Annotated in this window: 20 protein-coding genes and 1 pseudogene; 11 read left to right on the top strand and 10 right to left on the bottom strand. The window is 27.8% G+C overall.

The annotated features are described in order from the left end of the window. The first annotated feature begins 13 nt into the window (after positions 1-13). The 4 genes from ispF to ABXT72_RS03210 are packed head-to-tail and all read left to right on the top strand — an operon-like array spanning position 14 to position 2082. Positions 14-1129 (top strand): 2-C-methyl-D-erythritol 2,4-cyclodiphosphate synthase, encoded by a 1116-nt coding sequence (ispF, locus tag ABXT72_RS03225; protein ID WP_415279033.1) that lies wholly within the window; start codon positions 14-16, stop codon positions 1127-1129. Further along, positions 1122-1490, top strand: a complete 369-nt coding sequence (locus ABXT72_RS03220) for a phosphatidylglycerophosphatase A (protein WP_415279032.1) — start codon at positions 1122-1124, stop codon at positions 1488-1490. Before ispF ends, ABXT72_RS03220 begins: the two co-directional genes overlap by 8 nt. Beyond that, positions 1487-1624, top strand: a complete 138-nt coding sequence (locus ABXT72_RS03215; protein WP_415279031.1) for a phosphatidylglycerophosphatase A — start codon at positions 1487-1489, stop codon at positions 1622-1624. The genes ABXT72_RS03220 and ABXT72_RS03215 overlap by 4 nt, the downstream gene beginning before the upstream one ends. Beyond that, on the top strand, positions 1591-2082 hold the full coding sequence (locus ABXT72_RS03210) for a CinA family protein (protein ID WP_415279029.1): 492 nt from the start codon (positions 1591-1593) through the stop codon (positions 2080-2082). Before ABXT72_RS03215 ends, ABXT72_RS03210 begins: the two co-directional genes overlap by 34 nt. A 19-nt stretch (positions 2083-2101) precedes the next feature. Here ABXT72_RS03210 and ABXT72_RS03205 read toward each other — a convergent pair whose 3' ends face one another. The 8 genes from ABXT72_RS03205 to ABXT72_RS03170 are packed head-to-tail and all read right to left on the bottom strand — an operon-like array spanning position 2102 to position 8540. Continuing rightward, on the bottom strand, positions 2102-2539 hold the full coding sequence (locus ABXT72_RS03205) for a type II toxin-antitoxin system RatA family toxin (RefSeq protein ID WP_415279028.1): 438 nt from the start codon (positions 2537-2539) through the stop codon (positions 2102-2104). Next, positions 2539-3465 (bottom strand): lipoyl synthase, encoded by a 927-nt coding sequence (gene lipA, locus ABXT72_RS03200; RefSeq protein ID WP_415279027.1) that lies wholly within the window; start codon positions 3463-3465, stop codon positions 2539-2541. Before lipA ends, ABXT72_RS03205 begins: the two co-directional genes overlap by 1 nt. Beyond that, positions 3455-3757: an FtsB family cell division protein gene (locus tag ABXT72_RS03195; RefSeq protein ID WP_415279026.1), complete on the bottom strand. Its 303-nt coding sequence runs from the start codon at positions 3755-3757 to the stop codon at positions 3455-3457. Before ABXT72_RS03195 ends, lipA begins: the two co-directional genes overlap by 11 nt. Further along, positions 3757-5013, bottom strand: a complete 1257-nt coding sequence (gene eno, locus ABXT72_RS03190) for a phosphopyruvate hydratase (RefSeq protein WP_415279025.1) — start codon at positions 5011-5013, stop codon at positions 3757-3759. Before eno ends, ABXT72_RS03195 begins: the two co-directional genes overlap by 1 nt. Beyond that, positions 5014-5838: a 3-deoxy-8-phosphooctulonate synthase gene (kdsA, locus tag ABXT72_RS03185; RefSeq protein WP_415279024.1), complete on the bottom strand. Its 825-nt coding sequence runs from the start codon at positions 5836-5838 to the stop codon at positions 5014-5016. After that, positions 5835-7451 carry a CTP synthase gene (locus ABXT72_RS03180; protein ID WP_415279023.1) on the bottom strand — a complete coding sequence of 539 codons (1617 nt, stop codon included), beginning with the start codon at positions 7449-7451 and terminating at the stop codon, positions 5835-5837. The genes kdsA and ABXT72_RS03180 overlap by 4 nt, the downstream gene beginning before the upstream one ends. A 40-nt stretch (positions 7452-7491) precedes the next feature. Further along, entirely contained in the window at positions 7492-7794 is a 303-nt protein-coding gene (gene secG / locus ABXT72_RS03175) for a preprotein translocase subunit SecG (RefSeq protein WP_271482703.1), read from the bottom strand. A gap of 5 nt (positions 7795-7799) precedes the next feature. Beyond that, positions 7800-8540, bottom strand: coding sequence for a triose-phosphate isomerase (locus ABXT72_RS03170; RefSeq protein WP_415279022.1), 741 nt, complete (start codon positions 8538-8540; stop codon positions 7800-7802). 56 nt (positions 8541-8596) lie between these two features. Here ABXT72_RS03170 and ABXT72_RS03165 point away from each other — a divergent pair, with 56 nt between their 5' ends. The 7 genes and pseudogenes from ABXT72_RS03165 to gltX all read left to right on the top strand — a co-directional run bounded on the left by ABXT72_RS03165 (position 8597) and on the right by gltX (position 16004). Continuing rightward, a complete protein-coding gene (locus ABXT72_RS03165) occupies positions 8597-10018 on the top strand; it encodes a SurA N-terminal domain-containing protein (RefSeq protein ID WP_415279021.1) in 1422 nt (473 codons plus the stop codon). Continuing rightward, positions 10018-11472, top strand: a complete 1455-nt coding sequence (gene trpE, locus ABXT72_RS03160; RefSeq protein WP_415279161.1) for an anthranilate synthase component I — start codon at positions 10018-10020, stop codon at positions 11470-11472. Before ABXT72_RS03165 ends, trpE begins: the two co-directional genes overlap by 1 nt. Beyond that, a complete protein-coding gene (locus ABXT72_RS03155; protein WP_415279020.1) occupies positions 11472-12044 on the top strand; it encodes an anthranilate synthase component II in 573 nt (190 codons plus the stop codon). The genes trpE and ABXT72_RS03155 overlap by 1 nt, the downstream gene beginning before the upstream one ends. Then, positions 12041-13033, top strand: a complete 993-nt coding sequence (gene trpD / locus ABXT72_RS03150) for an anthranilate phosphoribosyltransferase (RefSeq protein ID WP_415279019.1) — start codon at positions 12041-12043, stop codon at positions 13031-13033. The genes ABXT72_RS03155 and trpD overlap by 4 nt, the downstream gene beginning before the upstream one ends. Next, a pseudogene (locus ABXT72_RS03145) lies at positions 13026-13816 on the top strand (indole-3-glycerol phosphate synthase TrpC). Before trpD ends, ABXT72_RS03145 begins: the two are co-directional and overlap by 8 nt. Positions 13817-13903: 87 nt before the next feature. Then, entirely contained in the window at positions 13904-14581 is a 678-nt protein-coding gene (gene lexA, locus ABXT72_RS03140) for a transcriptional repressor LexA (protein WP_415279017.1), read from the top strand. 22 nt (positions 14582-14603) lie between these two features. Further along, positions 14604-16004 carry a glutamate--tRNA ligase gene (gltX, locus tag ABXT72_RS03135; RefSeq protein ID WP_415279015.1) on the top strand — a complete coding sequence of 467 codons (1401 nt, stop codon included), beginning with the start codon at positions 14604-14606 and terminating at the stop codon, positions 16002-16004. On the opposite strand, the gene lpxB is transcribed toward gltX, so the two are convergent. Then, on the bottom strand, positions 15981-17117 hold the full coding sequence (lpxB, locus tag ABXT72_RS03130; RefSeq protein WP_415279014.1) for a lipid-A-disaccharide synthase: 1137 nt from the start codon (positions 17115-17117) through the stop codon (positions 15981-15983). The genes gltX and lpxB overlap by 24 nt on opposite strands. Continuing rightward, positions 17114-17899 (bottom strand): LpxI family protein, encoded by a 786-nt coding sequence (locus tag ABXT72_RS03125; protein ID WP_415279012.1) that lies wholly within the window; start codon positions 17897-17899, stop codon positions 17114-17116. Before ABXT72_RS03125 ends, lpxB begins: the two co-directional genes overlap by 4 nt. Between the last annotated feature and the right edge of the window lies 1 nt (position 17900).

The following is a 17900-nucleotide window of genomic DNA, read 5'->3' as shown; positions in this document are numbered from 1 at the left end:
ATATATTTTTATCATGAATAGTTGTTTTATAATACTTGCTGGAGGTGAAAGTAAAAGATTTAATTCAAATACTCCAAAACCCTACACTAATTATAAAGGTAAGCCTTTATTGTTGCATTCAATTGATAAAGCTAAAGTATTTAATAAGTTTAATAAAATTGTTCTTGTAATAAATAAAAAACATAAAAATTATATCAAAAAACTTAATATCAAGAATATTAGTATTATTAATGGTGGTAAAACAAGAGCACAGTCTGCTTATATTGCCTTAAAAAGTATTAAAAGAAATAATTTTAAAAATATAATAATCCATGATGCTGCAAGACCAAATTTTACTTTAAAACTTTTAAAAAAATTGATGAATGGATTAAAAACAAATGATTGTGTAATTCCTGCAATTCAAACTACAGATTCCGTTAAACAAAAAACTTCAAATATTGTTAAAAATTTAAAAAGGGAAGATATTTATTTAATACAAACACCTCAAGCATTTAACTATAAAAAACTTTTTGCACTTCAAAATAATAAAAGTGAAGAAGTTACTGATGATGCAAACTTGTTTGTAAGAGCTGGCAAAAAAATAAAAATTATTAAAGGTGAGATTACTAATAATAAAATTACAATAAATTCCGATATTAATTTTAATGACTTAATAAAATTTGGACTAGGTTTTGATGTTCATAGGTTGGTTCCTAATAAGAAGCTTTACTTAGGCGGAATTAAAATACCCTCATCTATTGGTACATTGGGTCATTCAGATGGAGATCCTGTTTTGCATGCTGTAACTGATGCAATTCTTGGGGCTTGCTGCATGGGTGATATTGGTGAAAAATTTTCTGATAAGAATAAGAAATTTAAAAATATTAGATCTACCATTCTATTAAGTGAAATAATTAAGCAAACTATAAAAAAAGGTTATCTAATAAATAACCTCGATATTAATATCATTACTCAAAAACCTAAAATTCAAAAATACAAAAAACAAATAACGAATTGCATCGCAAAAATCTGTAATATTTCTCCTTCACAAATTAATATAAAAGGTAAAACAACCGAAAAGTTAGGTGTGATTGGTAGGGAAAAAGCAATAGCTTGCGAAGTAATAGCCTCAGTTATTAAAAATGATTAAATCTTTCAACTTATTATTTGTGACAATGTTTGGTCTTGGTAAGATTAAGTATATGCCTGGAACTTTTGGGTCTTTAGCAACTATAATTATTCTTTATTATCTATTCCATACTTTAAATATTTCACCAAATATAATTTTAGTTGGATTAATAATAATATTTATTTACTCATTTTATGCCGTTTCAAGTCATATAGAAAATAGTGAAAATAAAGATCCTAGTGAAATCATAATTGATGAATTTTTAGGTCAATCAATTCCTATATATCTTTATGAGATATCCCATGGAACAACAAAAGATGCGGGTGAAGCTATCGTTTATTATGCTCTTTTTTTATTCTTTTTAGATATTTTGATATCATGAAACCATTTCCCGTAAGCTTTTTTGATAAAAATTTTAAGAATAGTTTTGGTGTAATTATGGATGATATCTGCGCAGGTTTTTATGTGGTTCTAACCATTGTGTGTTTCATGATTTTAAAGAGCTATATTTTATAATGAAAAATATTGTAAAAAAATTAATCAAAAAAAAACTTAAAATATCTTTTGCCGAGTCTTGCACAGGGGGACTGTTAGCTGCATCTATTACTTCTATTAATGGTGCATCTAAAATATTCAACATAGGTCTTATTACCTATTCTAACCAAGCAAAAATCGATATTTTAAAAGTAAATAAAAATGTTATCAAAAAATACGGAGCTGTTAGTGCTGAATGTTGTGAGGCTATGGTTAAGAATTTAGCGAAGATATCTAAAGCACAAATAAATGTATCTGTCACTGGCATTGCGGGTCCTAATGGTGGAACTAAAAAAAAACCAGTCGGACTAGTTTATATTGGTGTAAAAAGATCTAATAAAATTGTAATAACTAAAAATATTTTTAAACAAAAAACAAGAAACTCAATTCAAAAAGCATCCGTTGAAAGAGCTTTGGATATTGTTAGTTCTTTAATTTGAGTAATCTTTTACAATTTTTTTATACTGTTTCGGCTCTTTTTTGGAAAGCATCAGCAATTTTATTTAAACCAAATTCAAATGATTTTTCCATTAACAAATTTAAAAACTTATTTTTAATTTCAAAATCAACATCAAAATAAACCTCCGTCATGTTGTTATTTTCTACAAATTTCCAATTATTTTGCAAGTGCTTTAGTGGGCCATCTAAATTAGTAACATTAATCGTATCATCTTTTTTATTAAATCTAACATCACTTTTATAAGTGTCGCTAAAAGGACCCTTTCCAATTGTTAAATCTGCTATGATTAAGATTTGATTATTTTCTTCTTTTCTATCATAAACTTTCGAGTTTAAGCAAAAAGGGATGAATTCTGGATATTTTTCTATATCCAAAACAAACTCAATAAGTCTATCTTTTTTTTTATTTATATTTCTTTTAACTGATGCCTTAGGCATTAATGATTGTTAATTCTATTTTGTTGAAGTTTAGCAAAATCTTCATCTGCATGGTATGAAGATCTAGTTAAAGGTGTCGATGAAACTAATAAAAATCCTTTAGATTTTGCAATAGTTTCTAACTCTTTAAACTCATCTGGATGGTAATAGCGGTCTAAAGGGTGATGTCTTACAGAGGGTTGTAAATATTGACCAATGGTTAAAAAATCTACCTCAGCTGCTTTTAGATCATCCATGACTTGAACAATCTCTTCTTTATTTTCACCTAATCCAACCATTAAACCTGATTTAGTGAAAACATTTTTATTAACTAACTTTGCATTCTTTAAAAGCTCTAATGATGAAAAATATCTAGAGCCTGGTCTTACTTTTAAATAAAGTCTAGGCACTGTCTCAATGTTATGATTAAAAACATCTGGATTAGCTTCTAGTACTTTTTTATAAGCATCACCTTTTCTAAGAAAATCAGGTGTTAAAACTTCAATTGATGTGTTAGGATTTTTTTTTCTTATTTGATCAATTACTTCATAAAAATGATTTGATCCTCCATCTTCAAGATCATCTCTATCAACAGAAGTAATTACAACATGTTTTAAATCTAATTTTTTTACAGCTTCAGCAATCTTGACGGGTTCAAATGAGTCTAGTTTTCCAGGTTTGCCAGTTTTTACATCACAAAAAGCACATGCTCTTGTACAGGTGTCACCCATAATCATAAATGTAGCATGACGCTTACTCCAACATTCTGTAATATTTGGACAATTAGCTTCCTGACAAACTGTTACTAAATTATTTTGATTAACAATAGTTTTAGTTAAGAAGAATTCTTTACTGTTAGTTAATTTAGACCTTATCCAATCAGGTTTTTTCTTAATTGGATTTACAGGTTTGTTAACTTTTTCTGGGTGTCTTGGTTTAATCGTCATTCTTTTTAATTATATAGAGGGTCTCCCCTTCTTTGCCAAACATAAATTTTTCTCTGATTAAGGTTTCGACATAATCTAGGTCTAATTTGGTACTTAATAGAGAATTTTTAAATTCAAGCTCTTTAATTTTGTTAGATAAATTAGCTTCTTCAATTTTTAGATTAAATAAAATTTCTTTTTTTTTGAAATAAGAAAAAAGACCTCTTTCACCATCTAGAAGGTTAAAGAAAAAATAAAGTATTAAAAAAGTAGAGATTAATAAAAAATAATTTTTTTTTAATTTTCCCAGCATTATTGAATTTTACTCATTGATACTTTTTTTCCAAGCTCTTCTTCTATACGTAATAATTGATTATATTTTGCAACACGTTCAGATCTTGCCAGTGATCCAGTTTTAATCTGATTTGAATTTGTACCTACAGCAAGATCTGCTATAAAGGTGTCTTCACTGTCTCCAGATCTATGAGAAATTATTGTTTTATATCCAATAATTTTTGCAAACTTAATAACTTCAAGTGTTTCAGATACTGTACCAATTTGGTTAAGTTTAATTAATATCGAATTTGATGAGTTGTTTAAGAAACCTTTTTTAAGTCTTTCTAAATTAGTTACATACAAATCATCACCAACTATTTGTACATTATTAGTTTGCTTCATTAATTTACTCCATGCAGGCCAATCATTTTCCCCAAATGGATCTTCGATTGATTTAATTTTGTATTTATTTATTATCTTTTTATATTCTTCAATAGATCGATCTACTGAAACAAACTTCTTTGAATGAATAGAATATTTGTCTTTCTTGATTAATTCATTTGCAGCAACATCTAAACAAATTGTAACGTCTTTACCATTTTTAAAACCAGACTTATTAATTGCAGCTACAACTAAATCTAAAGCTTTTTCATTGCTGCTGATCATTGGAGCAAAGCCCCCTTCATCTCCTACAGAAGTTGATAGTCCATTTTTTATAATCAATTTTCTTAAATTGCTAATTACAACAAAGCATATTCTCATGGCTTCTGAAAAACTCCTAGCCTTATCAGGTCTAATCATAAACTCTTGAATTCTTAATCCGTTATTAGCATGCGCACCTCCATTAATAATATTCATTAATGGGTAAGGTAATTTGTAATTATTCTTTACTAAAAATGTTTTGTATAAGGGTACTTTTTTGATTTTTGCAGAAAGTTTCTTAGCCGCCATAGACACAGCTAAAATAGTATTAGCTCCCAAGCTTGTTTTTTGCCGGGTACCATCGAGATTAATTAAGATTGTATCAATACGTGTTTGATCGTGAATATTTGTACCTGTTAATCTTTTTGAAATTTTTGTATTAACCAAATTGACTGCGCCTAAAACACTTTTACCTAAATATTTTTTATTATTACTGTCTTTTTTTTCAAATGCTTCGTACGTTCCAGTTGAGGCACCAGATGGACAAATAGCTGAGGCACTTAAATTTTTTGAATAAACTTCTGCTTCAATTGTTGGGTTCCCTCTGCTATCAAAAACTTGACGAGCTCTTATCTTTAAAATCTTACTCATTTATTTTTTAATTAGATTATCTATTTCAAATAATTGAGATAGCAATTTTTCTAATTTATCTAGTGGAACCATATTAGGTCCATCTGATGGAGCATTATCTGGGTCTTGATGTGTTTCAATAAAAACACCCGCAACACCAACTGCGACCGCTGCTCTTGCTAAATATTCAACAAACTCTCTTTGACCACCACTGGTCTCGCCTAAACCTCCAGGTTGCTGGACTGAATGTGTAGCATCAAAAATAACAGGGTACCCATTTTTTGCCATTATAGGTAGAGACCTCATGTCAGAGACAAGAGTATTGTAACCAAAGCTGGCCCCTCTTTCTGTAACTAAAATATTATTATTACCTGAGTCAGCAATTTTTTTTGTAACATTAACCATATCCCATGGTGCGAGGAATTGACCTTTTTTAACATTTATAATTTTCCCAGTTTTGGCTGCAGCAATTAATAGATCTGTTTGCCTACATAAAAATGCTGGAATTTGTAATACATCTGCATGAGGGGCTACCACTGAACATTGCTCGGCGTTGTGTATGTCGGTTAATATTGGAACATTTAATTCTTTTTTAATTTTATCAAAGATAGGTAAAGATTGTTCAAGACCCGCACCTCTTTGTCCTTTTAGACTTGTTCTATTAGCTTTATCGAAAGATGTTTTATAAATAAAACCCATATTAAACTTGGATGTTATTTCTTTAATTTTACCAGCCATATCCAAAGCATGTTGCTCCGTTTCAAGTTGGCATGGTCCGGCAATAATACAAATTTTATTATTATTTGAAATTTCTATATTTCCGCAGTTAACTTTTATATTTTTCATTTATGATTTTTAGCAGCTTTGATAAATGATGAGAATAAAGGATGTGGTGCTAAAGGTCTAGATTTAAATTCTGGGTGAAATTGAACAGCAATAAACCATGGGTGGTTTTTAAGCTCAATAATCTCTGGTAATTTTTTATCTGGAGATAATCCTGAAAAGATTAGGCCGTTTTTTTCAAATTGATCCTTATAACCAATATTAACTTCGTATCTATGTCTATGTCGTTCTTGGATAGAATTTAATTTATAGATTTTTCTAATCAAAGAATTTTCTTTTAATTTGGCCTCATAAAGACCAAGTCTCATAGTGCCACCAAGATCTTTATCAGTTCCTTTAATTAATTTGCCATCCTTATTCCATTCAGAGATTAAACCAATAATTGGGGTTCCTCCTAATCCAAACTCACTTGATGTAGCTTTCTTTATATTTAACTTATTCCTTGCAAATTCAATAATGGCCATCTGCATTCCAAAACAAATTCCAAAAAAAGGAATTTTTTTTTCTCTAGCATATTTAATTGCCTCTATTTTACCCTCTGTTCCTCTTTTGCCAAATCCACCTGGTATCAGAATTCCAGAAACTCCTTTTAATTTTTTTTTAATTTCAGAAATTTTTAAGTTTTCAGAATCTATTCTCACTAAATTAATTTTCAAATTATTATCAATACCACCGTGAGTTAAGGCTTCGTCTAGTGATTTATAAGCATCTTTAAGTTCAACATATTTTCCAATGATTGCAATATTGATTGATTTTTTTGTGTGCAGAACAATTTTAGTGATTTTTTTCCAAGGATTTAAATTAACTTTTTTTCTGGATTTTATTTTAAAATATTCAAGTACCTGTTTATCTAAATTTTCTCTATTGAAGCTGATCGGGGCTTCGTAAATAGTTTTAACATCAACAGTTTGAATTACATTTTCAATTCCAACATTACAGAATAAGGATATTTTTTTTCTATGCTCCAATGGTATGGCCCTTTCAGATCTGCAAATAATAATATCTGGTTGTATGCCAAGACTTCTTAATTCTTTTACTGAGTGTTGAGTGGGTTTTGTTTTTATTTCATCTGAAGCTCTAAGGTACGGGACTAAAGTTAAGTGAATAAATAAAGCATTTTTTTTTCCAACATCATTAGAGAATTGTCTAATAGCCTCAACGAATGGAAGGCTTTCTATATCACCTACTATTCCACCAATTTCACATATTACAAAGTCTTCCTTTGATGTATCATTTTTTATAAAATCTTTGATACGGTCTGTTATATGTGGAATAACTTGAACTGTTTTTCCAAGGTATCCTCCTTTACGCTCTTTTTTTAATACATCACTATAAATTTTTCCTGTTGTAATATTGTCAGATTTTTTTGCAGATATTCCAGAAAATCTTTCATAATGTCCTAAATCTAAATCTGATTCTGCACCATCATCTGTTACAAAAACTTCGCCATGTTGAAAGGGACTCATCGTTCCTGGGTCAACATTTAAGTAAGGATCTAATTTTCTTAAGCGTACATTAAAACCTCTAGATTGTAATAAGTATGCAAGGGAAGCTGAGGAAAGACCTTTTCCTAATGAAGAAACCACACCGCCGGTTACAAAAATAAATCGCGCCATGGTATTATCTTATAGCGATTAATTAATGAATTTAAAAGGATTAATTATTATTTTCAGGAATTGAAGGAGTATCATTAGACTTTTCCTCAATGATATCCAATACAGAAGATGTAGGTGTCAACTCACCTCTAGAAATTATTGTTAAAGCTAAGCTACAAATTATGAATAAAGTTGCAACTACCGCTGTAGCCTTGCCCATAAAATTACCAGCAGATCTGGAAAGCATAAAATTGTCTTGAGAAACACCTATACCAAGTGCTCCACCTTCAGATTTTTGGACTAGTATCAAGAGCACAAGTATTGTTGCTAGTACTAAGTTGACTACTAATAGAATATTTTCCATGAGGGTTAACTATATGTTTTTTTGACTATATCAATAAATTTTTTAGCATTTTGAGATGCTCCACCAATTAAAAAACCATCAATATTATTAATTTCTCTTAGGATTGTTATATTTTGGGGATTTACAGAACCCCCATATAAAACTTTTGGTGATTTATCTTTAAATTTACTTTTGATAAATTCTACTGTTTTAAAAAGATCTTGAGGTTTCGGTATAAGACCACTGCCTATAGCCCAAACAGGTTCATAAGCTAAAAAGATATTTGATTTATTTTTAACATTCTTTAAACCAATTTTAATTTGTTTAGATAAAATTGAGTGCATCTTTTTTTTTCTTTTTTCACTTAAAGTTTCACCAATACAAAAAATAACTTTTAATTTAGCTTCAAGAGCACTTTTTATTTTTAGATTAATTAGTTTGTCACTTTCACCCTGTTCTCTGTTTTCTGAATGACCGATAATTACAAAATGCGCACCAATATTTTTTAGCATACGGGAATTAACATAGCCAGTATGGGCGCCATAATCTTTGCTTTCATGACAATTTTGTCCACCAATACCAATTTGACAATTATTAAATTTTTTTGAAAAAGAACTTATTAAAGTATTTGGAGGGCAGTAAATTAATCTACCTCCCTTTATTTCTTTAGATTTTGAAAATTTAATAACTTTATCTAATGTATTTAAGGAAGATAAATTCCCATACATTTTCCAATTAGCTACAAAATACATATATTTATTTGTCATAATGAAAAATTTAATCTATAGGTTGGTATTTTAAAGATCAATAAATTAATAATGCAATGATAAATCCATTAAGAAATTTTACAAAAAAAAAGATAGGCGGTTTAATACTAATTTTTGTTATTATTATAGCTTTTGGCTTTGGGGGATTTGGTGGAGGATTTAGTACAGGTAATCAAAATAATATAGCTAAAATAAATAACACCAATATCTCTACACAAGATTTCATGGATTATCTAAATCAATCTGGCTTAAGTCAGCAAGTAATAAAAGAGAATATTGATAAAAATGTAATTGAGGAACTTTTGTCTTCTTTAGTATCAGCCACTTTACTTAATCTTGAAATTAAAGATTTAAACTTGGTCGTATCAGATAAAATAATTGCAGAAATTCTTAAGAAAAATAAAAACTTTCTAGATGAAAATGGTAATTTTAAAAGAACTCTTTATGAAAAGTTTTTACTTTCAAATAGCATGAGTGCAGCGATGTATGAAATAAAATTAAAGAATAACGTTCTACAAAGAGAGTTATTTGCATATATAAGTGGTGGAGCAAAATCTCCCAAGTTTTTAACTGATAAATATTTTATAGAAAACAATAGAAAATTAGATATTGAATTTATTAAATTAAATAGATTTTATAAAAGAGAAGATGAATTTACCAATCAGGAAATTAAAATTTTTATTGATGAAAATTCAGAAAAACTTAAACAAGATTATATTGATTTTTCTTATGTAATAATAACGCCTAAAAACTTATTGGGTGTAGATGAATTTAATCAGGCTTTTTTTGATGCTATTGATGAAATTGACAACAAGATATCTAAAAACATAGATTTTAAAACAATTACAAATGAATTAAATATCACTGTGATTACAAAAAAAGATTATATTAATTTGGAAAATAAAGAGACAATTGAAAATAAAATTTATAATTCTAGAAAAAAAGAGATTGAAATACTTGAAGACAATGGAACATTCATTTTTTATCAAATAGATAATGTTATTCAAAAATTACCAAATTTAAATGATGAAAGATTTGCAAAACAAATAACAAACCTTCTGTTTCAAAAAGAAAAATTTGAATTTAATAAAGATATACTAAACCAATTAGATAAAAATGAATTTAACCAAGCATCATTTGATAAACTTGGGAATGGTGAAGTTGAAAAAACTCAATTAAACTCAATTAAGGACATTAATAAATTTGAAAATAATTCTGTTAAAATTTTATACACACTACCAATTAACACATTTACTCTAATTGCTGATAGAGAAGACAACATATTCATAGCTAAAGTTATGAAACTTGAAGATACTGGAATTTCCCCAGATTCAAATATATTTAATGCAATCTCTAACGAAGCGAGTGCAGAAAATAGAAACGGAATATTAAAATCATATGATTACCTTTTAAACAATAAATATAATGTGATAGTTAATGAAAAAACTCTTGATAGAGTAAAAAATTACTTTAGATGATGCTTAATCGAAACTTTAAAGATTTTAAGTTTCAACACTCAAGAAACAAAAATCAAATCATATATACCTCTCAAAATGTACGAAATGATCTGGAAGTTTTAAACTTAATTGATAATTTTCTAAGTGAAAAAAATAGTTTTATATTTGAGTCAGTTGAGAAAGGTAAGATAAGAGGGAGATATACCATCTTTGGCAAAAACCCAGATAAGATTTGGGAATTTAATAATAAAAATTCTTACCTGACTATTAATAATATAAAAAAAAAAATAAAAGGTGCACCAGAGAAAATTATAGATGAAATAATAGAAGAATTTAAGTTTAAAACACCAGTAGGTCTACCACCAATTTGTTCTTTAATATCAGGGTATTTTTCTTATGATTCTATTAGATATGTAGAAAAAATTCCCAATAAATGTAAGGATGATTTAAAGCTACCTGACGTTAGACTTTTAAGACCAAGAACATTGATTATTCACGACAACTTAAAAAAAAAGATTTTCTATATTATTAATATTTTCAATGATGAAAAGATTCTAAATTATAAAAAAAAATATTTTGCAATTGAGAATGAAATTAATGACCTATTAACAAAAGCCTCTCTTATAAAAAATAATTCTAATAGTAATACAAAAACTAATATTAAAGTAAAATCAAACACATCAAAGAACAGGTTTCTAAGAATGGTTAATGAAGCTAAAAAATACATAAAAATTGGAGATATTTTTCAAGTCGTTTTAAGTCAAAGGTTTGAGGCTAAATTATCCAAAACACCCCTAGAAATTTATAAAAAACTGAGAATTACTAACCCTTCTCCGTTTATGTATTTTTTTAATTTTGAAGATTTTCAGATAATAGGAGCTAGTCCAGAAATCTTAGTCAGACTAAGAGATAACAAAATTACCGTTAGACCAATTGCCGGAACTAGACCTAGGGGTAAAAATTTAAAACAAGATAATTTTTTTGCAAAAGATTTACTTAAAGATAAAAAAGAACTTTCTGAACATTTAATGTTACTTGATTTAGGGAGAAATGATGCTGGTAAAGTTTCCAAAATAGGAACTGTTAAAGTTACAGAAAGTTTTATGATCGAAAAATACTCACATGTAATGCATATCGTTTCTAATGTTATGGGTATTTATAATAGTAAATTTTCAAAATTTAAATCATTGCTTGCAGGATTCCCTGCTGGAACTGTTTCTGGTGCACCTAAAATTAGAGCTATGGAAATTATTGATGAACTAGAAACCACTAAAAGAAAAGTTTATGCTGGTGGCATAGGTTATTTTTCTGCAAATGGTGAGTTTGACACTTGTATTGCATTAAGAACTGCTGTTGCAAAAAACAAAAAATTCTATGTTCAAGCTGGTGCAGGCATAGTAGCTGACAGTAATCCAATTAAAGAATACGAAGAAACTGTAAATAAAGCAAAAGCTTTAATGAATGCATTAAAATAATGAAAATTATATTAATAGATAATTATGATAGTTTTACATTTAACTTATATCACTATGTATCATCTCTTGGTGTTACAGTTGATGTAATTAGAAATGATGAAATTACTCACAAACAAATAATAAAAAAATATGACAAAATAATTATATCACCTGGACCTGGTAGTCCAAATCAATCAGGGAATTGCATTAAAATAGTAAAAGCACTTTATAAAAAGATACCTATTCTTGGTGTGTGTTTAGGTCATCAAATTATTGGTCAAGTTTTTGGCTCTAAAATTATTCTAGCAAATAAGTTAATGCATGGTAAAACTAGCATCATAAAATCAAAAAAAATAGGTATTCTCAAAAACCTTCCTTCTAAATTTGTAGCTACAAGATACCATAGTCTTATAATTGATAAAAAAACATTATCTGATCAACTTGAAATTACCGCTGAAACAAAAGATGGAATTATTATGGGTGTAATGCATAAAGAATATAATATCCACGGTGTTCAATTTCACCCTGAAAGTATAAAAACTATCATTGGTATTAAAATATTAAAAAATTTTATTAATTACAAAAACAAATGAAAATTTTCATTGATAAATTAAGAAATAACCAGGACTTATCATTTAATGAAAGTAAAAAAGCTTTTGAAATACTAATGAATGGTAATGCATCAGATAATGAAATATTTGATTTTTTAACACTACTTTCCGCAAAAGGAGAGGTCTCTGATGAAATTGCTGGGGGGGTTTATGTGCTAAGAAATAAATCTAAAAGAGTTAATATTAATGATTGTATTGATACATGTGGAACGGGTGGAGACGGCATGAATACACTGAATATATCGACTGCATCAGCGCTACTTCTATCTAGTATGGGCATTAAAGTTGCAAAACATGGCAACAAAGCTGTTTCCTCTAAATGTGGTTCAGGTGACGTTTTAGAAGCTTTAAACATAAAAATAGATTTAGAGCCACATGATATTGAAGAGCAAATTAAAAAAAACAACTTTGGTTTTATGTTTGCACCCAATTATCACAATGCAATGAGATTTGTTGGACCTATTAGAAAAAAGATAGGTAAAAGAACAATTTTTAATATGATTGGTCCTTTAAGTAGCCCTGCCCTCGTTGATAGACAAGTGGTTGGTGTTTTTGATAAAAAGCTATTAAAAATTTTTGCTAGCGCTTTGAATAATTTAAACATTAAATTTGCTTGGATTGTAAATAGTGAAGATGGATTAGATGAAATATCACCCTATTCAAAAACTAATGTTGTTCAATTAAAAAATGGTGAAATTTCTGAAATATTAATTGACCCTATAAAACTAAATATAAATGCAAATGAGTTTAAATATTTGCTTGGAGATGATGCAAAATTTAATGCGAATAAAATGTTGGATATATTTAAAGGTGAGGATAACGATTTTTCAAAAGCTGTTTGTTTAAATGCAGCAGCCGGCCTTATTGTTTCAGAAAAACATACGGTATTTATTGATGCGTATACTGAGGTAAGAAAACATATATTATCAGGAAAAACATACACCCACTTAAAGGAAATTCAAAATGTCTAAAGACGTACTAAAAGAAATTATTAAAAAAAAAATTGAAAAAATTGATTTATTAAAAAAAACAATTTCAATAGATGCTTTAAATGAACAAATAGATCAAAATAAATCATTTATAAATTTTAAAGATAAATTCAAAACAATGTTGATAATAATAAAATTTCTTTAATTGCAGAAATAAAAAAAGCAAGCCCGTCTGCTGGTGTTATAATGGACAATTATAACCCTATTGAAATAGCAAAAATCTATAACAATAATAAAGCTACATGCTTATCAATCCTTACGGAAGAAAGTTTCTTTTTGGGTAAGCTAAGCCATATTAGTGAAGTAAAAGAAAAAATAAATCTACCTGTTTTATGTAAGGATTTTTTTATTGATAAGTTTCAAGTACCTCTCGCCAAAAGTTATGGGGCAGATGCAATATTGATTATATTAGCTGGTATCTCAGATGACCTCGCTAATGAATTGTATGAAGAAGCTCTGAAGCTTAATATGTCAATAATTGTTGAAGTACATACAGTTGAGGAAGCAAAGAAAGCTCTTAACTTTAAAGAAGCATTAATTGGAATAAATAATAGAAATCTCAAAACTTTAAAAACAGATCTTAATACAACTTATGATATCTATAGTGTGCTAAGTAATCACTCCTCTCCTTTAATTTCTGAAAGTGGGATTAAAACAAAAGAAGAACTTCTTTCTTTAAAGAACAAAACAGAAATAAAAACTTTTTTAATTGGTGAATCACTTTTAAAAAATTTAGATAAAAATTCAATTTTTTCAGTTCTTTAGTCAATTAAACCCCTATTTTAAATACTTTTTAGCTATTGCCGTATTAGAAGAACACTTATAGAACATATTTGTACTTTATTTGTTCTTATGCTAACTAAAAAACAAAAAAACCTGCTTTTATTCATCAACAAAAAGTTGAGGGCCTCAGGCGTATCTCCTTCGTACGAAGAAATGAAAGTTTCGTTAAATTTAAAGTCTAAATCAGGAATTCACAGATTAATAAGTGCCTTAGAAGAAAGAGGTTTTATTAGAAGGTTAGCTCATAAAGCGAGAGCTTTAGAGGTTATAAAGCTTCCTGAAACTGCTTCTGCTAATGATATTTACAATAGCTTTTCACCTAGTGTTATCAAGGGTGGACTAGATATAGACAATACTAACTTAAATGAAATGGAAATACCTGTACTAGGTAGTATTGCTGCAGGAACGCCAGTGGAGGCAATACAAAATGAAGTTTCGCGAATACCTCTTCCAAGTAACCTAGAAAAAAATGGTCAATATTTTGGTCTAAAAGTTCAAGGTGATTCAATGATTGAAGCTGGTATTAATGAAGGTGATACGGTTATCATAAAAAGATCCGATACTGCAGATAATGGTAAAATTGTTGTAGCTTTAATAGATGAGCACGAAGCAATGTTGAAAAGAATTAGAAGAAAAGGAAAAACAGTAGCACTTGAAAGTGCCAATAGAAATTACGAAACCAAAATATTTGGTCCAGATAGGGTAAAAGTTCAAGGTGTTCTAGTATCTTTATATAGAAACTTCTAAGAAAATAGTCTAAAAATCATTGATGTCAAAAGTAGCAACAAGATTTGCTCCCTCACCTACTGGAGCTCTACATATTGGTGGTGTAAGAACTGCTTTATTTAACTGGCTATATTCAAAAAATCAAAAAGGAACATTTCATCTTAGAATTGAAGATACTGATAAAGAAAGATCTAAAGATGAACATAAAATTCAAATTATTAAGTCTTTAAAGTGGATTGGCATTGAACATGATGGTGATGAATACATTCAATCAACTAAAATTGATGATCATATAAATGTGGTAAATGAACTACTTAAAAATGGACATGCTTATAAATGTTATTGCTCGAGTGAGGAAATAGAAGAGCAAAAAAAAAGAGCAAGACAAAAAAAGCTTCCATATATTTACAATAGAAAATGGAGAGATCTTCTAGAATCAGATGCTCCTAAAGATATCAAGCCAGTAATTAGATTTAAAAGTAAAATTGAAGGAACTTCTATACTAAAAGATTTGGTGCAAGGAGATGTTGAAATAGAGAATACTACAATAGAAGATTTTATAATTCTAAGAAACGATGGAACACCAACATACAATCTTTCAGCAACCGTAGATGATCATCAAATGAACATGACGCATATAATTAGAGGTGATGATCATAAGATTAATACATTCAAACAGATGCAAATCTATTTAGCTATGAAATGGGAGGTCCCTTTATTTGCTCACATTCCATTGATACATACTATTGAAGGAAAGAAACTATCAAAAAGAGATAATGCATCAACGTTAGATGATTATTCTAAGATAGGAATAATGCCCGATGCTTTAAGAAATTACTTATTAAGATTAGGTTGGTCTTATCAAGATAAAGAAATATTTACACTAAAGGAAAGCATTCAGCACTTTAATTTAGAAGGAATTGGTAAATCTCCATCAAAACTAGATATGAGTAGAATATTATCAATGAATGAACATTATATTAAAACTATTGATGAAAATGAACTTTACGATCATCTTGTCAAATATTGTGAAATTTATAAGGAAAAAATTAAACCAGAAAAAGAAGTTAAAATTAAACCTTCATTAACATTTCTTAAGAATAAAGCAAAGACATTGGAGGATATATTTAATAACGCTAAATATATAATTTTTGAAGATGTAAAATTTGAAGATAAAGATTTAGAATTGATTGATGATAAAGCAAAAAGTATTATTAAAGAGTTTAAAGAAAATCTAATTTCAATAAAAACATTAGATAAAGAAACACTTGAGCCCATAGTTAATGATTTAATAAAAAAATATGAAACTAATTTTAAGGGTGTGGGTCAACCATTAAGGGTTGCTTTAACTGGATCAAAATTTGGACCTGGTTTATATGATATAATAATTTCCCTAGGCAAAGAGGAAGTTGAACGAAGATTAGGAAATAAGATAATTACTTAATATTAAAGCTGCTTCACTTGATGAAGAAGATTTTGACTTAATTCCCTCTAAAGTTTTTTTACAAACAATTAATTGCTTTTCAATTAATTCTGGATTTCTAAGAAAATATGTAACGGTTTTATATATTTCTTTTGCATTGCATTCTTTTTGTAATAATTCAGGAATTACCTCTTTGTCATTAATAATATTAATGATATTTGCAAATTTAACATTAACTAATAATTTAAATATCATAAAATTTATAAAATTTAATTTGTAAATAATTATTGAAGGAATATTGGCACTAGAAATTTGAAGTGAAATTGTTCCAGATTTAGAGACTGCAAAAATTGAATTAGATAAAACCTGATCCTTTATATTTTCATCTGAAATAACATCTATATTATCTAAATTAGTATCTTTAACCTTATCGATTATAAATTCTTTATTTTCATCTGTTGCATGAAAGACAAACAAATAATCAAGATTTTTTTTGTTCATCAATTTAATAAAGTTTAATAAAATTGGCAAAAGAACACTTGTTTCTGATTTTCTACTACCTGGAAACAAAGATATAATTTTTTTATCTTTAGAGATTAATTTATCCAATGTTGTTATTACATTTTTTTTTTTTTCAATTAAGGGATGGCCAACAAAGCTATTCTTAATATTTTCTTTATCAAAATATTTTTTTTCAAAGATAAATAATAAAAGTATATGATCGATAAATTTTTTAATTTTTTTAACTCTATTTTTTCTCCAAACCCATACCTGCGGAGCAACATAATGGATTGTCTTAATGTTGTTATTAATATTTTTTACCTTTTCAGCAACTCTTAGTGTAAAATCAGGACTATCAACACTAAACAAAATATCAGGATTAAATTTTATAATCTCATCAACTGTTTTATTAATTTTTTTTTTAATTTTAAAGATATTAAATAGTACGCTAGTAAAACCAAGGTAAGTGATGTCTTTCAGATCAAAAATAGATTGAATTCCCAATTTTTTAATATGTGTTCCACCTACTGACAAATATTCAATATCAGGACTATCTAATTTAAGTTTTGAAATAACTGTTGAGGCTAATTTATCACCAGAGGGCTCACCTGTTAAAATAAAAATTTTTTTCATATGATTTTAATAAAAATCTTATTTTTATTGGCAAAACTTATACATCTAGTTTTATCTAAGAATATATTTTTTTTAGATTTCAAAACTATTCCTTTTAATCCATATTTTTTACAATCTTTTAAAGTTTGAAGACCAATAGTTGGTAAATCAATTCTCAGGTCTTGTTTTTTTTTGGGTAACTTAATCAAAATTCCTTTCGATTTTTTATTTAATTTTGATAACATTTTCTTTGTTCCTTGTCGGTCTTCAGTTGCTAAAATAGTGCTGCCTTTAACAATCACTGCTTGAATATGATCTAGGCTATTTAGTTTATTAAAGTAAGTAATTCCTTTTTTAATAGAATTATTATCATTTATATTAGGTTTCAATTTAGTATAGTTTCCACTTTTAAGAGTAAGTTCAGGATTAAAAAAGATAGAACTAATAACTTTTATATTTTCATTGTCAAAAATATTTATTACGGCTTTAATAATTGCCGCATCACCTAATTTTGCTGCTCTAATAATACCAGGCATATAGTAAACACCCTTGAGGTCTAATCTTAATGTAGAAAATTTTGGTATTGCAATTTTACCTGCAAATAAGACATTTTTTGATTTTTTTTCTTTAATTAAACTTATTATTTTCCCAAACTTGCCAATACTTATTCGATGAGAATTATTGTCTTTCTTAAATTTATTATTTTTTGAAAAATCAATAATAAAATATTCTTTATTTAATTTTCTTATTTTTTTATGAACAGCTACTGAAAAATCAGTATCTCCTAAAAATAGTCCAATCATT

Source organism: Candidatus Pelagibacter sp. Uisw_094 (assembly GCF_047729535.1).
Classification (GTDB): Bacteria; Pseudomonadota; Alphaproteobacteria; order Pelagibacterales; family Pelagibacteraceae; genus Pelagibacter.
Note: the sequence above shows the minus strand (reverse complement) of the source record. Positions and strands in the feature narration are given on the sequence as shown.

Bases quoted from the DNA above. Each gene is read 5' to 3' on its own strand.
- gltX (WP_415279015.1), top strand. From the start codon at position 14,604: ATGTCAAAAGTAGCAACAAGATTTGCTCCCTCACCTACTGGAGCTCTA.
- trpD (WP_415279019.1), top strand. From the start codon at position 12,041: ATGAAAATTTTCATTGATAAATTAAGAAATAACCAGGACTTATCATTT.
- ABXT72_RS03165 (WP_415279021.1), top strand. From the start codon at position 8,597: ATGATAAATCCATTAAGAAATTTTACAAAAAAAAAGATAGGCGGTTTA.
- ABXT72_RS03205 (WP_415279028.1), bottom strand. From the start codon at position 2,539: ATGCCTAAGGCATCAGTTAAAAGAAATATAAATAAAAAAAAAGATAGA.
- ABXT72_RS03125 (WP_415279012.1), bottom strand. From the start codon at position 17,899: ATGATTGGACTATTTTTAGGAGATACTGATTTTTCAGTAGCTGTTCAT.
- ABXT72_RS03180 (WP_415279023.1), bottom strand. From the start codon at position 7,451: ATGGCGCGATTTATTTTTGTAACCGGCGGTGTGGTTTCTTCATTAGGA.
- ispF (WP_415279033.1), top strand. From the start codon at position 14: ATGAATAGTTGTTTTATAATACTTGCTGGAGGTGAAAGTAAAAGATTT.
- ABXT72_RS03215 (WP_415279031.1), top strand. From the start codon at position 1,487: ATGAAACCATTTCCCGTAAGCTTTTTTGATAAAAATTTTAAGAATAGT.
- ABXT72_RS03220 (WP_415279032.1), top strand. From the start codon at position 1,122: ATGATTAAATCTTTCAACTTATTATTTGTGACAATGTTTGGTCTTGGT.
- trpE (WP_415279161.1), top strand. From the start codon at position 10,018: ATGCTTAATCGAAACTTTAAAGATTTTAAGTTTCAACACTCAAGAAAC.
- lipA (WP_415279027.1), bottom strand. From the start codon at position 3,465: ATGACGATTAAACCAAGACACCCAGAAAAAGTTAACAAACCTGTAAAT.
- ABXT72_RS03155 (WP_415279020.1), top strand. From the start codon at position 11,472: ATGAAAATTATATTAATAGATAATTATGATAGTTTTACATTTAACTTA.
- kdsA (WP_415279024.1), bottom strand. From the start codon at position 5,838: ATGAAAAATATAAAAGTTAACTGCGGAAATATAGAAATTTCAAATAAT.
- ABXT72_RS03170 (WP_415279022.1), bottom strand. From the start codon at position 8,540: ATGACAAATAAATATATGTATTTTGTAGCTAATTGGAAAATGTATGGG.
- secG (WP_271482703.1), bottom strand. From the start codon at position 7,794: ATGGAAAATATTCTATTAGTAGTCAACTTAGTACTAGCAACAATACTT.
- eno (WP_415279025.1), bottom strand. From the start codon at position 5,013: ATGAGTAAGATTTTAAAGATAAGAGCTCGTCAAGTTTTTGATAGCAGA.
- lexA (WP_415279017.1), top strand. From the start codon at position 13,904: ATGCTAACTAAAAAACAAAAAAACCTGCTTTTATTCATCAACAAAAAG.
- lpxB (WP_415279014.1), bottom strand. From the start codon at position 17,117: ATGAAAAAAATTTTTATTTTAACAGGTGAGCCCTCTGGTGATAAATTA.
- ABXT72_RS03195 (WP_415279026.1), bottom strand. From the start codon at position 3,757: ATGCTGGGAAAATTAAAAAAAAATTATTTTTTATTAATCTCTACTTTT.